The 15845-nt window shown below is 62.4% G+C and carries 13 protein-coding genes; 9 read left to right on the forward strand and 4 right to left on the reverse strand.

Annotated elements, in window-relative coordinates; all coding sequences use genetic code 11:
- Positions 1–58: 58 nt before the first annotated feature.
- Both KYT97_RS03555 and KYT97_RS03560 read right to left on the reverse strand, forming a co-directional pair.
- Complete coding sequence (locus tag KYT97_RS03555) at positions 59–406, reverse strand: DoxX family protein (RefSeq protein ID WP_033232093.1); 348 nt, start codon at positions 404–406, stop codon at positions 59–61.
- A gap of 66 nt (positions 407–472) precedes the next feature.
- Positions 473–1612 (reverse strand): lycopene cyclase family protein, encoded by a 1140-nt coding sequence (locus KYT97_RS03560; RefSeq protein ID WP_219111768.1) that lies wholly within the window; start codon positions 1610–1612, stop codon positions 473–475.
- A 158-nt stretch (positions 1613–1770) separates the two neighbouring features.
- Between KYT97_RS03560 and KYT97_RS03565 the strand changes: the two genes are divergently transcribed.
- Positions 1771–3402 (forward strand): ABC-F family ATP-binding cassette domain-containing protein, encoded by a 1632-nt coding sequence (locus KYT97_RS03565; RefSeq protein ID WP_033232091.1) that lies wholly within the window; start codon positions 1771–1773, stop codon positions 3400–3402.
- A gap of 60 nt (positions 3403–3462) precedes the next feature.
- On the opposite strand, the gene KYT97_RS03570 is transcribed toward KYT97_RS03565, so the two are convergent.
- Together KYT97_RS03570 and acnA are read right to left on the reverse strand one after the other, a co-directional pair.
- Positions 3463–4029, reverse strand: coding sequence for a TetR/AcrR family transcriptional regulator (locus tag KYT97_RS03570; protein WP_033232090.1), 567 nt, complete (start codon positions 4027–4029; stop codon positions 3463–3465).
- A 140-nt stretch (positions 4030–4169) separates the two neighbouring features.
- Positions 4170–6971 carry an aconitate hydratase AcnA gene (acnA, locus tag KYT97_RS03575; RefSeq protein ID WP_033232089.1) on the reverse strand — a complete coding sequence of 934 codons (2802 nt, stop codon included), beginning with the start codon at positions 6969–6971 and terminating at the stop codon, positions 4170–4172.
- Between the two features lie 444 nt (positions 6972–7415).
- On the opposite strand from acnA, the gene KYT97_RS03580 reads away from it, so the two are divergent.
- The 8 genes from KYT97_RS03580 (at position 7416) to KYT97_RS03615 (ending at position 15783) form a co-directional block, all read left to right on the forward strand.
- Positions 7416–8015: an Rv1476 family membrane protein gene (locus KYT97_RS03580; protein WP_219111769.1), complete on the forward strand. Its 600-nt coding sequence runs from the start codon at positions 7416–7418 to the stop codon at positions 8013–8015.
- A 406-nt stretch (positions 8016–8421) separates the two neighbouring features.
- Complete coding sequence (locus KYT97_RS03585) at positions 8422–9987, forward strand: NlpC/P60 family protein (RefSeq protein WP_033232088.1); 1566 nt, start codon at positions 8422–8424, stop codon at positions 9985–9987.
- A gap of 173 nt (positions 9988–10160) precedes the next feature.
- On the forward strand, positions 10161–11333 hold the full coding sequence (locus KYT97_RS03590; RefSeq protein ID WP_080711641.1) for an AAA family ATPase: 1173 nt from the start codon (positions 10161–10163) through the stop codon (positions 11331–11333).
- Entirely contained in the window at positions 11330–12304 is a 975-nt protein-coding gene (locus tag KYT97_RS03595; RefSeq protein ID WP_045067714.1) for a DUF58 domain-containing protein, read from the forward strand. The genes KYT97_RS03590 and KYT97_RS03595 overlap by 4 nt, the downstream gene beginning before the upstream one ends.
- Positions 12301–13281, forward strand: coding sequence for a VWA domain-containing protein (locus KYT97_RS03600; RefSeq protein ID WP_033232085.1), 981 nt, complete (start codon positions 12301–12303; stop codon positions 13279–13281). Before KYT97_RS03595 ends, KYT97_RS03600 begins: the two co-directional genes overlap by 4 nt.
- A gap of 67 nt (positions 13282–13348) precedes the next feature.
- Positions 13349–14098, forward strand: coding sequence for a 3-oxoacyl-ACP reductase FabG1 (fabG1, locus tag KYT97_RS03605; RefSeq protein ID WP_045067715.1), 750 nt, complete (start codon positions 13349–13351; stop codon positions 14096–14098).
- Between the two features lie 56 nt (positions 14099–14154).
- The gene (inhA, locus tag KYT97_RS03610; protein WP_045067716.1) at positions 14155–14952 is read left to right on the forward strand and encodes an NADH-dependent enoyl-ACP reductase InhA; all 798 of its coding nucleotides are present in this window, start codon (positions 14155–14157) and stop codon (positions 14950–14952) included.
- A gap of 72 nt (positions 14953–15024) precedes the next feature.
- The gene (locus tag KYT97_RS03615) at positions 15025–15783 is read left to right on the forward strand and encodes a hypothetical protein (RefSeq protein WP_219111770.1); all 759 of its coding nucleotides are present in this window, start codon (positions 15025–15027) and stop codon (positions 15781–15783) included.
- Positions 15784–15845: the final 62 nt, after the last annotated feature.

Consider the following 15845-nt stretch of genomic DNA (forward strand, 5'->3'; position numbering starts at 1 on the left):
CGAGAGAAAACAATGGGTGCGATGTCGAATTGTTGTTCGCGATCACCGCGTCGGCGGGTCAGGACGACGCGATACGCAGCACCAAGGCGGCAACGGCGAGGAGCCCGAGCATCGCCGGAGGCACGATGTTCTGGTCGCCCGATCGCAGGTGAGCGGCGACGGCGCCGATGAAATACAGGATCAGTCCGATGGCGGCGGCAATGCCGATCACGGGGACAACAAGCCCGACCAATAGGCCGACGATGCCGACGAGCTTGATGACGCCGAGTCCGGGAATCCATTCTTCGGGAACGCCCAATCCGGTCAGGGTGTCGACCAGTTTTTCTTCGCGGGTGATGTCGAGATAGGCAGATCCGGCGAGAGTGGCAGTCAGAATCACAGCAACAACGGCATAAAGAATGAACAAGGAAACTCCAGTGATCGGTGAGGCGATATGTAGTGACGCTATCAACGACCGTTACTTGGACCGCCGTTATTTCGACCTCAACGCTGAAAGCGGCGCGCCCATCAATGTTCGCCTCACCCGCCACGGTGAGGCGGCGAATAGTGACGTCATGACCTTCGCCGTCGCGACCGTATCGCGGCGATCCGATAGATAGGCCCGTTGCTGCTCGACGGGCAGCGCAAAGAACGTCGCGAAGAACGTCTCGACGTCACCAGGCTCGAGGGTAAGAAGTGCGCTCAGTCCTACCCGCCGCAGTGCTGCGACAGCTCGAGCCGATCGCGGCCACAGAGCGCGCTGAGGGTCGTCGCCGCGGGCAATCGCGGATGCAACAGCGTCTGCTTCGTTCAGGGCCGTGGCGACGCTGTACCCGGTGCCGGGATGCATCAGTCCGCCGCGTGCGCCGAATCGGAAGGGATCACCGCGCCGACGCGGTGGCGATTCCACAGCGAACCGGACACGTTCGACGGGGGCGTCTTCCGCAACGGTGACGCCGCGATTGCCGAGCCGAATGTGCAGTCGCCGTTTCAGCTCGCCGAGCGGTAGGGGCGGTCGACCTACAAGACACGTCTCCTCGAGGAGCGTCCGGTTGGCGTTGAGGGGGACGGCGTAGAGGAACGACGGCTCTGCGGTTTCCGCGGTGCCGTTGTCGCGTCGCCAATCCATGAACCAGGCTGCGTTGCCGTCGAGTGCGGGCTCCGTGGCGGCGCGATCGACCACGATTCCGAAGGCGGTTTGCTGAGCCATTCTGGGAGTTGGTGGTGTTCCACGGGCATCGACCACGACCTGTGCGCCGATACGGGTCCCGTCAGCGCAGATGAGGGAGTGGGTAGTCACATGAGTGACTCTCTCTGCTATGACCTGCGTAGATCCGGTCGACAGTATTGATTGCAGTATCGATGTATTCAATACGCAGTAAGTGCGATCGAGCGTTGTGGGTCGCTGCGCCCACGCCGACGGGCGACCGATACGACTGGAAATGGCCGCGTCCGGCAACCACGCCGGAAGCTCGTCGAGCCAGGCCGCATACGTTGCCGTCCACGCTCGCGTGGGGTGCGGATCGATCAGAATGACCGACAGATTGTGGGCGACGCATCTCGTCGCCAGCGCCCGCCCGGCCGGCCCGCCGCCCACGATGACGACGTCTGCGGCGGTTGTTCGGGTTGTCATCCCCCGAGGATTCCATCTACATCGCAGATCTCCCACTGTTAGCGGATTCACACGCCGCTGGTCGGAGATGGCCCCAGCTCACGGTAAAATTGGAAGTTCTTGTGTCTGCCGTCAGGACACGTTTGCCCGTAGTTGTCTTTAGTTCTGAGGAGTTCTGCTTGATTACCGCCACTGACCTCGAAGTTCGTGCCGGTGTCCGCACCCTTCTCACGGCGCCCGGTCCGTCCTTGCGAATTCAGCCCGGTGATCGCATCGGATTGGTCGGTCGTAACGGTGCAGGCAAGACCACCACACTGCGTCTCCTCGCCGGTGAGGGTGAGCCGTACGCGGGCAAGGTCGTCCGGACCGGCGACCTCGGATACCTGCCGCAGGACCCCAAAGAGGGCGACTTGAGCGTGCTCGCCAAGGATCGTGTCCTCTCTGCCCGTGGCCTCGACACGATGCTCCGTGACATGGAGAAGCAGCAGATTCTCATGGGCGAGGTTCTCGACCAGGAATCACAGGACAAGGCAGTCAAGAAGTACGGTCAGCTCGAAGACCGCTTCTCCTCCCTGGGCGGCTACGAAGCCGAGAGTGAAGCTGCGCGCATCACCAGCAGCCTCGGCCTCGAAGATCGCATCCTCGGCCAGCCGCTCAGCACGCTGTCCGGTGGTCAGCGTCGACGCGTCGAGTTGGCTCGAATTCTCTTTGCCGCGTCCGACGGTAGCGGGGCACGCTCGGACACGACTCTGCTCCTCGACGAGCCCACCAACCACCTCGACGCGGACTCCATCACGTGGCTGCGCGGATTCCTCCAGAACCACGAGGGTGGCCTTGTGGTCATCAGTCACGATGTGGATCTGCTCAACGACGTCGTCAACCGCGTGTGGTTCCTCGACGCCGTGCGCAGTGAAGCCGACATCTACAACATGAACTGGAAGAAGTACCTCGACGCCCGTGCAACCGACGAGCAGCGTCGGCGCCGCGAGCGCGCCAACGCCGAGAAGAAGGCCGGCGCTCTGCGCATCCAGGCAGCCAAGATGGGCGCCAAGGCAACCAAGGCTGTTGCCGCTCAGAACATGGCAAAGCGCGCAGACAAGTTGATGGCCAACCTCGATGCCGAGCGCGTGTCCGACAAGGTCGCGAAGATCCGGTTCCCCGAGCCCGCAGCATGTGGCAAGACGCCGCTCATGGGCAAGAACCTCACCAAGGTGTACGGCTCACTCGAAATCTTCACCGGCGTCGACCTGGCGATCGACCGCGGATCCCGCGTTGTCATCCTCGGACTCAACGGTGCAGGCAAGACGACCCTGCTGCGCATCCTCGCGAACGCCGAGAAAGCCGATGCCGGTGAGCTGATCGCGGGTCACGGACTCAAGATCGGTTACTTCGCGCAGGAGCACGACACCCTCGACGACAACGATTCGGTGTGGGAGAACATCCGTCACGCCGCTCCGGACACGGGGGAGCAGGAACTGCGTTCGCTCCTGGGTGCATTCATGTTCACGGGCCCGCAGCTCGAACAGCCGGCAGGCACGCTCTCCGGTGGTGAGAAGACCCGTCTGGCACTGGCCGGTCTGGTGTCGTCCGCTGCAAACGTCCTGCTGCTCGACGAGCCCACCAACAACCTCGACCCGATCTCCCGTGAGCAGGTCCTGGACGCGCTTCGCAGCTACACCGGCGCCGTTGTCCTGGTGACTCACGATCCGGGTGCGGCTGAGGCTCTCAACCCCGAGCGCGTCATCCTTCTGCCCGACGGCAACGAGGATCACTGGTCGCAGGAATACCTCGAGCTGATTCAGCTGGCGTAACCGCCTGTGCGCCTTTCTGGTAGCTCCCACTACCGAAAAGGCGCACAGGGGCGCAGTCCCTCAGTCCTGTCGACGCACCGATTCCTCGACCAGATCGAGGACCGCCGACAGATTGTTGCCGGCGTGGCCCGACGCGATTCGGGCCACCAGACCGTCCATCACCAGATCGAGATAGCCGATCAGTACGTCGGTGGGTACGTCGTCACGCAACCGCCCGGCAGATTTCTGGAAGGCCAGACGAGCGCTGGTCGCCTCGGTGAGTTCCGCCGACCGCTGTGACCATTTAGCACGGAAATCCGCATCGGTCCGCAGTCGCCGGGCAATTTCCAAGCGCGTGCCAAGCCAATCGAATTGGTCGGGCTGAGCGAGCATGTCGCGCATCACCTGCACAAGGCCCTCTTCGGCGACGACGTCGGCCATGCGGCTCGCGTCCTCGCTCGCCAACGCGAGGAAAAGTCCGTCCTTGTCCTTGAAGTGATGAAAGATCGCGCCTCGGGACAACCCGGTGACATCTTCCAGTCTTCTGACTGTGGCGCCGTCGTAGCCGTATTCCGCAAAGCAGCGGCGGGCACCGTCAAGGATCTGACTGCGCCGTGCCGCGAGATGGTCTTCACTGACCTTGGGCACGTTCTTGTCCTCGTCTCGCGCATCTCCACGATGCCGACTCTTTGTTCGGAGTTGGCACCACCCGTGAACCGATACCAAACGCACACGGCGGACTCAGCAAGGTCGCTGAGTCCGCCGTGCGGAAAAGGCAGGCTGGCGAACTAGCCTCGGATCATGTTGCGGAGCACGTACTGCAAGATGCCACCGTTGCGGTAGTAATCCGCTTCACCGGGGGTATCGATGCGTACGACTGCGTCGAACACGACCTTCTCGCCGTTCTCGCGCGTTGCCGTGACCTTCATGGTCTTCGGGGTGACGCCCTCGTTGAGCTTCTCGACGCCTTCGATGTCGAAGGTCTCGGTGCCGTCGAGCTTGAGCGACCCTGCGGACTCGCCGACCGGGAACTGCAGCGGGACAACGCCCATGCCGATGAGGTTGGAGCGGTGGATGCGCTCGAACGACTCGGTGATGACGGCCTTGACGCCGAGCAGGCTCGTGCCCTTGGCAGCCCAGTCACGCGAGGATCCGGAGCCGTACTCCTTGCCGCCCAGGACGACCAGCGGGATGCCGGCTGCCTGGTAGTTCTGCGACGCGTCGTAGATGAATGCCTGCGGTGCGCCTTCCTGCGTGAAGTCGCGCGTGTATCCACCCGAGACGTCATCAAGAAGCTGGTTACGCAGACGGATGTTCGCGAACGTTCCGCGAATCATGACCTCGTGGTTACCGCGACGCGATCCGAGCGAGTTGTAATCCGCACGCTCGACGCCATGGGAGTCGAGGTACTGCGCGGCGGGGGTGCCGACCTTGATCGGACCTGCCGGGCTGATGTGGTCGGTGGTGACCGAGTCGCCGAGCAGTGCGAGGACGCGAGCGCCCTTGATGTCCTTGACCGGAGCCGGATCCATCGTCATACCGTCGAAGTAGGGTGGCTTCCGCACGTAGGTGGAGTTCGCGTCCCACTCGAAGGTGTCGCCCTTCGGTGTTTCGAGGTTCTGCCAGCGGCTGTCGCCCGCAAAGATGGTTGCGTACGACTTGCGGAACATGTCCTGGTCGATCGAGGACTTGATCGTCTCTTCGATTTCCTGCGTGGACGGCCAGATGTCCTTGAGGTAGACGGGGTTTCCGTCGGTGTCGTTACCGAGCGAGTCGGTCTCGAAGTCGAAGTCCATGGTTCCGGCGAGGCCGTAGGCAATCACGAGCGGCGGGGAAGCCAAGTAGTTCATCTTGACGTCGGGGGAGATGCGACCCTCGAAGTTACGGTTACCCGAGAGCACCGCGGTGACCGAGAGATCGTTGTCGTTGATGGCCTTCGAGACTGCCTCGGGCAGCGGGCCGGTGTTACCGATGCACGTGGTGCAGCCGTAACCGCCGAGGTAGTAGCCGAGCTTCTCGAGGTACGGCCACAGGCCGGCCTTCTCGTAGTAGTCGGTGACGACCTGCGAACCGGGCGCCATGTTGGTCTTGACCCACGGCTTGGTGGCAAGGCCCTTTTCGACGGCGTTGCGTGCGAGCAGTGCAGCGCCGAGCATGACCGACGGGTTGGACGTGTTGGTGCAGGACGTGATGCCGGCAACAACCACGGCGCCGTGGTCCAGAACGAATTCACCGGCGTCGGACTTGACGACTACCGGCTTGCTCGGACGGCCATGCGCACCGTTCGCAGCCGAGAGAACGTCGACCGCTCCGTCGTCAGCGAAGGAGAGCACCGCGGGATCGGAAGCGGGGAAGGACTCTTCGACGGCCTCGTCGAGCTGCGTGTGCTCGGTCGGCTGGTTGTCTTCCACGTAGTTGTGGATGTCCTTGCGGAACGCAGGCTTGGAGTCCGACAACAGAATTCGGTCCTGCGGGCGCTTCGGGCCGGCGATCGAGGGAACAACGGTTCCCAGATCGAGCTCGATGTACTCGGAGAAGACGGGCTCCTGGTCCGGGTTGTGCCACAGGCCCTGTTCCTTGGCGTACGACTCGACGAGAGCGAGCTGCTCGTCGCTGCGGCCGGTGAGGCGCAGGTAGTCGATCGTTTCGCTGTCGATCGGGAAGATCGCTGCGGTGGAACCGAATTCGGGGCTCATGTTGCCAAGGGTTGCGCGGTTCGCGAGCGGAACCTCGGCGACACCCTTGCCGTAGAACTCGACGAACTTGCCGACGACGCCGTGCTTACGGAGCATCTCGGTGGCGGTGAGCACGACGTCGGTTGCGGTGACGCCTGGCTTGATCTCACCCGAGAGCTTGAAGCCGACAACGCGGGGGATGAGCATGGAGACGGGCTGACCGAGCATTGCTGCCTCGGCCTCGATGCCGCCGACGCCCCAGCCGAGCACGCCGAGGCCGTTGACCATCGTGGTGTGCGAGTCGGTGCCGACACAGGTGTCGGGGTATGCCTGTCCGTTACGGGACATGACGGTGGGTGCCAGGTACTCGATGTTGACCTGGTGAACGATTCCCATTCCCGGGGGGACGACCTTGAAGTCGTCGAATGCGCCCTGACCCCAACGGAGGAACTGGTAACGCTCGCCGTTGCGCTCGTATTCGAGGTCGACGTTGCGCTCGAGAGCGTCGGCCTGGCCGAAGACGTCGAGGATGACCGAGTGGTCGATGACCATGTCGGCGGGGGAGAGCGGGTTGACCTTGTTCGGGTCGCCACCGAGGGTGGTGACAGCCTCACGCATGGTGGCGAGGTCGACGATGCAAGGAACGCCGGTGAAGTCCTGCATGATCACGCGGGCAGGCGTGAACTGGATTTCGATGCTCGGCTCAGCTGAGGGATCCCAGCTTGCGATGGCGCGGATGTGATCCGCGGTGATGTTGGCACCGTCTTCGGTGCGGAGAAGGTTCTCGGCGAGAACCTTCAAGGAATAAGGCAATTTCTCGGTGCCGGGGACGGCCGAGAGGCGGAAGATCTCGTAAGAGTTCTCACCGACCTCGAGGGTTCCCTTTGCTCCGAACGAATCAATACTGGTGCTCACGTCTGCTCCACTCGTCTATGAGGGTCGCCACCGACGGGGCTGTGTCGGCAGCTGAAGCGAGGTACTTACAACTCGGCGTATCCGGTGACAGCTCACGCCAATCGCACAGTTCACGTGAGAACTGTCCGAACATCGGAGCTGAAGTGGACTCGGTCGAGGCGAGGTACCTCTCGGTCTGAAGTCTAACAGTACGCTTGTCCTGTGAGACTTCGGGGCAACTTGACCGAAACAATCTTCACGCAGTCTCAGGACCTGCGCAACGCAGGGTGGACTGGGTGAGCTGACCCACAACGGATTGCGCGGAGTGTCGAAGACTCGCGGGCTTCGCACTCAACCTCAAGTAGGGTGCATTCAGGCCCGTCGCGGTCAGACCGCCCGATAACGACCTCGGATTCATTCGCACACTCGCGTGTGAACGAGCACCGAACTGCACCCGGATGAGAGATGTCTGCTCCTACACATTTGGTCTTCACGCCCTTGCATGCGAGCGGTCCGCTGCACGCCGCACTACCTCTGCATGCCGCAGTCCCATCGGACGTCGATGTCGACGACGTGGTTGCCGACGTTGCGCAGAATGGGGTTTCCGCACCGGCTGCCGATGTCCCTGCACTGGTGAATGTCGTCGCCGACGCACGTGAGCGCGGGATCGATTTGAGCGTGATCGTCCTCGACGCCAATCCTTCCCGCGACACCGACCTCCGGGATCTGGCGACGACGGTCGGCGAATCCGAGGGCGGCACGGTCTTGGTGATGAGTCCGGACTGGATGGGCAGTTCCAGCGATTCGATCAGTCGAGTACAGCTCGAGACCGCGCAGGATCGCTCGTTCGGGGACAGTTCTGCTGCGATCGCCGATCGCTTTTCCCATGAGATTGTCCAACCGGGTCCGCCGTGGGCCTTGTACACGGTCCTGTTGGTGGCGATTGTGGCGATCGCGGCGGCAATTACTTTTGCCGTCAAATGGCGTCGGAGCCCCGAACCCGCGGTCACCGAGCAGGTGAGCGAACCTTCGGAACTGGCCGTCGGACACGCCGGATCTGCTTAGTCCAGCGCGCACGTTCCTGAATATCGACTAGCAGGTATTCACCAGCATTTGTGGTGAGTACGTGCTTTTTCGTCTGGATACAGCAATCCACCTGGTGAAATACACGATGTGTTATTTGGGGCTAAAGTTTCCAAAGTTCTCTCAAGTGTCGTACGGTACAACTGGCACTTTTTGGGGAAGAAGTGTCGCAGAAAGATGGCTGTTGTTCGACGGACTACGCGCGACGCCACCCGAAACCGGGCGGCGCCGAGCGTTGCCCCCGAACGGCGGGTTAGCGACAAGCGGTAGCTACTTCGCTGCATCTTGTTGGTGGCGCCACGTGGCGTCATAGCTTCCTGCGCATTCCCTCCCCGCACGGATCGGCGACCCAGCGGGCCCGTGGCGTACACGCGAGGGAGAGTTATTTGTGAGCCAAGTAACACGAGGCGGATTCGGCCGTCGTAAACCTTCCCGAGCGTCGTCCCGCCTGGCACAGCTGGTAATCGGTGCGGGCATCGTCACTGCCCTGGTTGTCGGAAACCCGGGTGTCGGAGCGTCGGTCCCGCCCCCTCCGCCCAATCCCAGTGACTCCGAAATCGCGTCCGCAGATTCGCAGGTTTCATCGAGCGTCAGCACGGTCAGCGCTCTCATCAACCAGGTTGCCGCGGCAAATGAGCAGTTGTCCGCACTCGACAACGAAGTTGCCGTCAAACGCGAAGACGTCAACAAGACACTCGTCGACCTGCAGAACGCTCGAGGCGCCGCCGATGCCGCAGCCCAAGCCGTCGGCATCACCAAACAAGCACTTCGGGACGCCGGCGCACAGATCGACGTAGCGCAGAGCGATTTCGACAAGTACGCCCGATCGAGTTACGTCCAAGGCACCAATACCGCGTCCATCTCGTCGTTCCTCGACGCCAAGGGCCCGGGCGACGTCCTCGATCGAGCGCAGGTCCTCAAACTTCTCTCGAACACCCAACGCGCCGTGCTCGACGGTTTGCAGCGCGCCCGGACCGAACAGGCGAACAAGGACTCGGCGACCAGGCAAGCCAAGCTCGACGCCGACGCGGCCGCCGAAATTGCCGCCAATCTTCAGGCACTTGCCGAGCAGGCAATCGCGATCGCCCGCAATGCACTCGACCAGCAGGTAGCCAAGAAGGCGTCCATCGAAGCGGAGCGCAATTCCGCGCAAGCTCAACTCGATGCGGCGCGCAACGCTGTTGCCGGTTTGCAGGGGCAGCGCCAGGCATACGCGACGTGGGACGAACAGCGAAAAGCCGAAGAAGCTCATCAGGCCGCACTCGAAGCGGCCGCCAAGCAAGCGGCTGAGGAAGCCGCCGCCAGGGCTGCCGCCGATCAGGCCGCCAAGGACCGTGCCGCTGCGTTGGCTGCTGCTCAGCGCCCTCACACTGCCGTCGAAGATCCGACGCCGACAGTCATCCCCGATGACGACGACGAGACGTCGACGGACACGAGCACCGATTCGGATTCCGACACTCCGGTGGTAACACCGAAGCCCACAACTCCGAAACCGGCAACTCCCAAGCCGACAGTGCCTTCGGTGTCCGGAAGCGCCGCAATCGAATCCGTCATCGACCGCGGTATGTCGCAGATCGGCATCCAGTACGCCTGGGGCGGCGGCGACGAGAACGGGCCGACCCGCGGTATTCGCGACGGCGGAGTCGCGGACAGCTACGGCGACTTCAACAAGATCGGGTTCGACTGCTCAGGTCTGATGATCTACGCGTTTGCCGGAATCGGTATCTCGTTGCCGCATTACACCGGCTACCAGTACACCGCGGGCAAGCAGGTTCCGTCGTCCGAGATGAAACGCGGCGACATGATCTTCTACGGTCCGAACGCGAGTCAGCATGTGGCGCTGTACCTCGGTGACGGGCAGATGCTCGAAGCACCGCAGTCCGGATCCAGTGTGAAAGTTTCCCCCGTTCGCTGGGGTGGAATGACACCGTACGCCGTGCGGCTGGTGTCCTGAACTCGCGAGAAGGCTGAACCCGTTCATGCTTCGATGCCCGGTTCGTTGCATGTGTTGACGTGGTGTTGCGGCATCACGAGCAACTACCTGGAATAGTTGGCGGGGAACACGTTACTGTCGGAACTTTTCTAGGTGAAAGCGATGGATTCTTGGTGACCTCACGTGAAGATTCGATCGGATCGGTCGACGTAGACAAGGCGAGTGGAAATTCCGACGGGGTAGCTCCGTCGCTCGCCACCGACGTCCAGACACTGGAACGAGCGATCTACGAGGTCAAACGAGTCATCGTCGGCCAGGATCGACTGGTCGAGCGGATACTCGTCGGGCTACTGGCCAAGGGACACGTCCTGCTCGAGGGTGTTCCCGGTGTCGCGAAGACGCTGGCCGTCGAAACCTTTGCGAAGGTGGTCGGCGGATCGTTCTCCCGTGTGCAGTTCACCCCCGACCTCGTACCCACCGACTTGATCGGTACGCGTATCTACCGACAGGGACGCGAAGAGTTCGACACCGAACTGGGACCAGTGGTCGCAAACTTCGTCCTGGCCGACGAGATCAACCGTGCACCGGCAAAGGTGCAGTCTGCGTTGCTCGAAGTCATGGCCGAGCGTCACGTCTCCATCGGTGGCAAGCGCTACCACATGCCGGACCCGTTCCTGGTCATGGCGACACAGAACCCGATCGAGAACGAGGGCGTGTATCCCCTCCCGGAAGCGCAGCGTGACCGCTTCCTGTTCAAGATCCTGGTCGATTACCCGACCGTCGAAGAAGAACGCGAAATCGTGTACCGGATGGGCGTCGCCGCGCCGGAACCCCACCAGATTCTCGGGCCCGAAGAGTTGGTTCGACTCCAGCGCGTCGCGAGCACCGTCTTTGTCCACCATGCGCTGGTCGATTACGTGGTTCGGGTCATCGCGGCCACCCGTACGCCGAGGGAATTCGGCCTCGACGACGTTGCCGGCTGGATCGCCTACGGTGCGTCGCCGCGTGCAACACTCGGCATCATTGCAGCCTCCCGAGCGCTCGCCCTCGTGCGTGGCCGCGATTACGTTGTCCCGCAGGACGTCGTCGAGGTCATCCCGGACGTGTTGCGCCACCGGCTCGTGTTGTCGTACGACGCACTCGCCGACGAGGTCACTCCGGACGCCGTCATCACGCGGGTCCTGCAGACGGTCGGTCTGCCTCAGATCGCCGCGCGCCCGGTGCCCACTGTCGCGGGACCACAACCGGTACCGGGACAGCCGGTAGGCCAGCCGATGCAGCAACCTCAGCAGGGCGCACCGCAGTTCAATCCCGCGGGAAACGGCGCGCAATTCATGAGCCCTGATCCGATGAGTCGCCCGCAGTGACGGAAAGTCACCTTCCCGGTCATGCCGGTGCACCGCCGTCGTTCGAGTCCGGTGAACTTCGTGACCCACGACTGACCGCTGCCTTGCGAACACTGGAGTTGACGGTCCGCCGCCGGCTCGACGGGGTGTTGCACGGTGATCATCTCGGGCTCATCCCCGGTCCCGGTTCCGAACCCGGCGAGGCTCGCGAGTATCAGCCCGGTGACGATGTGCGACAGATGGATTGGTCTGTCACCGCTCGTACGACGCACCCACATGTGCGGCAGTCGGTAGCCGATCGCGAACTCGAGACGTGGTTGGTGATCGACCTGTCCGCGAGCCTCGATTTCGGTACCGCAGGTTGTGAGAAGCGCGATTTGGTTGTGGCAGCCGCTGCTGCGGTGACCCACCTGACCAGTTCGGGCGGCAATCGCGTCGGCGCAATCATTTCCACCGGCGCGCAGATGACACGGATTCCGGCCAGGGGAGGCCGCGTCCACGCTCAGGCGATGCTTCGTAAGATCGCGACCACCCCCCATGCGCCGGACGGTGTACGCGGAGATCTGGTGGGCGCAATCGAGGCGCTACGACGCCCACAGCGTCGGCGCGGCTTGGCCGTCGTGATCAGTGACTTCCTGGGCCCGACGGATTGGGAACGTCCGTTGCGCGCCATTGCCGGTCGTCATGACGTGCTCGGGATCGAAGTGGTGGATCCGCGCGACCTCGAACTGCCCGATGTCGGTGACGTCGTGCTGCATGACCCGGAATCCGGTCGCACGCGCGAGTTCTCGACCACTCCGCAGTTGCGCGCGGATTTTGCGCGCGCGGCCGCTGAGCATCGCGTCGAGGTTCAGCAGGCATTGCGCCGGTGTGGGGCACCGCTCATGTCACTGCATACCGATCGTGACTGGATCGCCGACGTGGTTCGATTCATCTCGGCACGCCGACACAGCTTCGGTGTCGGCGCCGGAACTGGGGGCGTTCGTTCGTGAGTCTTTCTCAATTCACTGCGCCGTGGTGGCTGCTGTTCCTGGTCGTCATCGCCGCATTGGTAGCCGGTTACGTCTATGTGCAGAAGCAGCGTCAGAGACATACGTTGCGGTTCACCAACTTCGATCTCCTCGAGAAGGTGGCGCCGTCACGACCGGGCCGGTGGCGCCACGTTTCCGCCATTCTGATGGTGATCTCGTTGGTGTTCTTCACGGTAGCGTTGGCCGGTCCCACAGCGGACAAGAAGGTTCCGCGGAACCGGGCAACCGTCATCCTGGTGATCGACGTGTCGCTGTCGATGCAGGCCACCGATGTGGAACCGACACGTCTCGCGGCCGCTCAGGAGGCGGCCAAATCGTTTGCCGACGGTTTGACTCCTGGCATCAACCTGGGACTGGTCGCGTTTGCCGGAACTGCTTCGGTGTTGGTGTCTCCCACGACAAATCGCGACGCGACCAAAGTTGCCATCGACAATCTCAAGCTCAGCGAGCGGACCGCGACCGGCGAAGCGATCTTCACGTCGCTGCAGTCGATCGACACGTTGTCCGCCGTTCTCGGCGGGAGTGATCAGGCTCCGCCCGCACGGATCGTCTTGCTCTCCGACGGTAAGCAGACGGTCCCCGACAATTCGGATGACCCGCGCGGCGGATTCACCGCAGCACGTCAGGCCAAAGACAAAGGTGTTCCGATCTCGACGATTTCGTTCGGCACGACATACGGCCGTGTCGAAATCGAGGGTGATCGCATTCCGGTTCCTGTTGACGACGCGTCGCTGAAGGAAATCGCGAATCTGTCCGGGGGAAGTTTTTTCACCGCATCCAGCCTCGAAGAGTTGCGTGCGGTGTACGACACGCTGGAAGAGCAGATCGGATTCGAGACCACCCGCGGCGATGCAAGCAAGCCGTGGCTGATTCTCGGAGTTCTGTTTGCCACCGCAGGTTTGACCGTTGCCTTGGTCACTCGCCAAAGGCTGCCATGACCCTGCACCATTTTCGTTTGTCCGACTACTGCCGGAACTCGGCCCTGGAATTGATAGGTTGATCGCCATGTCTACCCCTTCCACCCCAGTGGTGTCAGAACGGACCGTCACCACTCCGCGCTCGGTTCTGGTTACCGGCGGTAACCGCGGTATCGGCCTGGCTGTCGCGCAGCGTTTGGCCGCAGACGGACACAAGGTCGCCGTCACACACCGCGGCAGCGGTGCACCCGAAGGCCTTTTCGGTGTTGTCTGCGACGTCACCGACTCCGAGTCGATCGACCGCGCGTTCAAAGAGGTCGAGGCACATCAGGGCCCCGTCGAGGTCATCGTCGCCAACGCCGGTGTCACCGACGACACCCTGATCATGCGCATGTCGGAAGATCAGTTCACCAGTGTTATCGACGCAAACCTGACGGGTACGTTCCGGGTTGCGAAGCGGGCGACACGATCGATGCTGCGAGCGCGTTTCGGACGCTTCATCTTCCTCGGATCGGTTGTGGGGCTTGCCGGTGGCCCCGGGCAGGTCAACTACGCGGCCTCCAAGGCGGGCATCGTCGGTATCGCCCGGTCCTTGACCCGTGAACTGGGCTCCCGTTCGATCACGGCGAACGTGGTCGCCCCCGGCTTCATCGAGACCGACATGACCGCAGCGCTGGGCGACGACGTGAAAGACAAGGCCACCGAACACATTCCGCTTCAGCGTACCGGCAAGCCGGAAGATGTTGCGGCAGTAGTGAGTTTCCTGGCCTCCGACGATTCGGCGTACGTGTCCGGCGCCGTCATTCCGGTTGACGGTGGACTGGGTATGGGGCACTAGTCCCCGCTTCCACACTTTCCTTTCACTTCGTACGTCTCACTTCAGGAGGACAACTCATGGGCGGCTTGCTCGAGGGTAAGACCATTCTCGTTACCGGCATCATCACCGATTCGTCCATCGCATTTCATGTGGCGAAGGTTGCGCAGGAGCAGGGCGCCAAGGTGCTGATCACGGGTTTTGATCGTCTGCGTCTGATCGACCGCATTGCTCAGCGCCTACCGCAGCCGGTGCCGCCGGCCATCTCCCTCGACGTCCAGAACCCGGAAGATCTGGCCACTTTGGCCGATCGTGTCCGCGAGTTGGCTCCGGAGGGCATCGACGGCGTTGTCCACTCCATCGGCTTTGCCCCGCGCTCGTGCCTGGGCAGCCCCTTCATGGACGCGCCGTGGAGTGACGTTGCTGTTGCACTCGAGGTGTCCGCCTACTCGTACAGTGCCCTCGCAAAGGCGCTGTTGCCGGTTCTGAACGACAAGGGTTCCATCGTCGGTATGGACTTCGATCCGTCGCGTGCGATGCCGTTCTACAACTGGATGGGTGTTTCCAAGGCGACTCTCGAGGCTGTGAACCGGTACGTCGCCAAAGAGGTCGGCGTTCGTGGCATCCGCTCCAATCTTGTTGCGTCGGGCCCGATCAAGACGCTCGCAGCCAAGGCAATTGCCGGCGACAGCACCGGCCCGGGTGCCGAGTTGGACAAGCTCAACACCGGCTGGGACAGTGCGGCGCCCATCGGCTGGGACGTCGAAGATCGTGAAACCGTTGCGAAGACGGTCTGCACCGTTCTCTCGGATTGGCTGCCGGGCACAACTGCGTCGATCATTTACGTCGACGGCGGTTTCCACGCCATGGTGGGTTAGTAGTTTGAATCCGGTTCGCCTTTGCCTGCTCGACGAGCTACGTCCAGGTGAAGGCGAACACGGGGGACATCGATGATGGAACCAGTCGGCGACGTGGCGGTCGGTGACTGGATCAAACCACGGTTGTCGGGTGCGCTGACGGCAGTTGTACCTTCGGGTTTCGACGCGTACGTGCGAGTTCTCCATCCGGTCGACGTCGTCGGCACTCACGTGGTCCGCTGGCGTGATGTTGCCGCCGTAACCGGTCGGCGGGTTCATCCGCTTGTGCAATGGTGGCGTTTGATCGACGCCACTGATTCCGTGAATCCGCGCAGCGAGCTCTGGGACGGCGGTGAGCCGGATATCGGTTCACTCGATCCGCCCGACAATCAGCGTCTTGTCGATCTTCTTGCAGGCCATACGAATTCACCGGACGATGCGTACTTCGCGGTGTGGGAGGGCAATGGCTTCTTTCATGCCGGAGCTACGGCGATCTACAGTGCCGGAAAGAAACAATCTCGCCCCGCACCCGTTGTTTCGATCGCCCGGGAACTGATCTCCGGACCGCGGCTGCGGCACCCCGGACGGGACTATGTTGTGCTGTCAGGATCCCTTCGTGAAGCGTCGACTATCCCCGACCTGATCGGTGCAAAGCCCTGGACGCCGTCAGCAAATCTCGTGTGGCCGCAGGACCATTCGTGGTGCATTGCCACAGAGGTCGATTTTGATTCGACTCTCGTGGGGTGCAGTCGGGCCGCCGCGAAAGAGATCCTGGCATGCCCTGACCTCGAATCGTTCCCGATCAACCCGAACGATTCGTTGCAGTACGACGCTGACTTGGTAAATACCTGAGACCTCCGGTATCTGATGGAGAGTCGCGTTCACTCTTGACGAGAGTGGCGTGCATCACGCAC

It is taken from the genome of Rhodococcus globerulus (genome assembly GCF_019334125.1).
Taxonomy (GTDB): Bacteria; Actinomycetota; Actinomycetes; order Mycobacteriales; family Mycobacteriaceae; genus Rhodococcus_F; species Rhodococcus_F globerula.

Excerpts from the sequence above, each read along its gene's own strand:
- KYT97_RS03560 (WP_219111768.1), bottom strand. The coding sequence starts at position 1,612 with ATGACAACCCGAACAACCGCCGCAGACGTCGTCATCGTGGGCGGCGGG.
- KYT97_RS03580 (WP_219111769.1), top strand. The coding sequence starts at position 7,416 with ATGTCTGCTCCTACACATTTGGTCTTCACGCCCTTGCATGCGAGCGGT.
- fabG1 (WP_045067715.1), top strand. The coding sequence starts at position 13,349 with ATGTCTACCCCTTCCACCCCAGTGGTGTCAGAACGGACCGTCACCACT.
- inhA (WP_045067716.1), top strand. The coding sequence starts at position 14,155 with ATGGGCGGCTTGCTCGAGGGTAAGACCATTCTCGTTACCGGCATCATC.
- KYT97_RS03615 (WP_219111770.1), top strand. The coding sequence starts at position 15,025 with ATGATGGAACCAGTCGGCGACGTGGCGGTCGGTGACTGGATCAAACCA.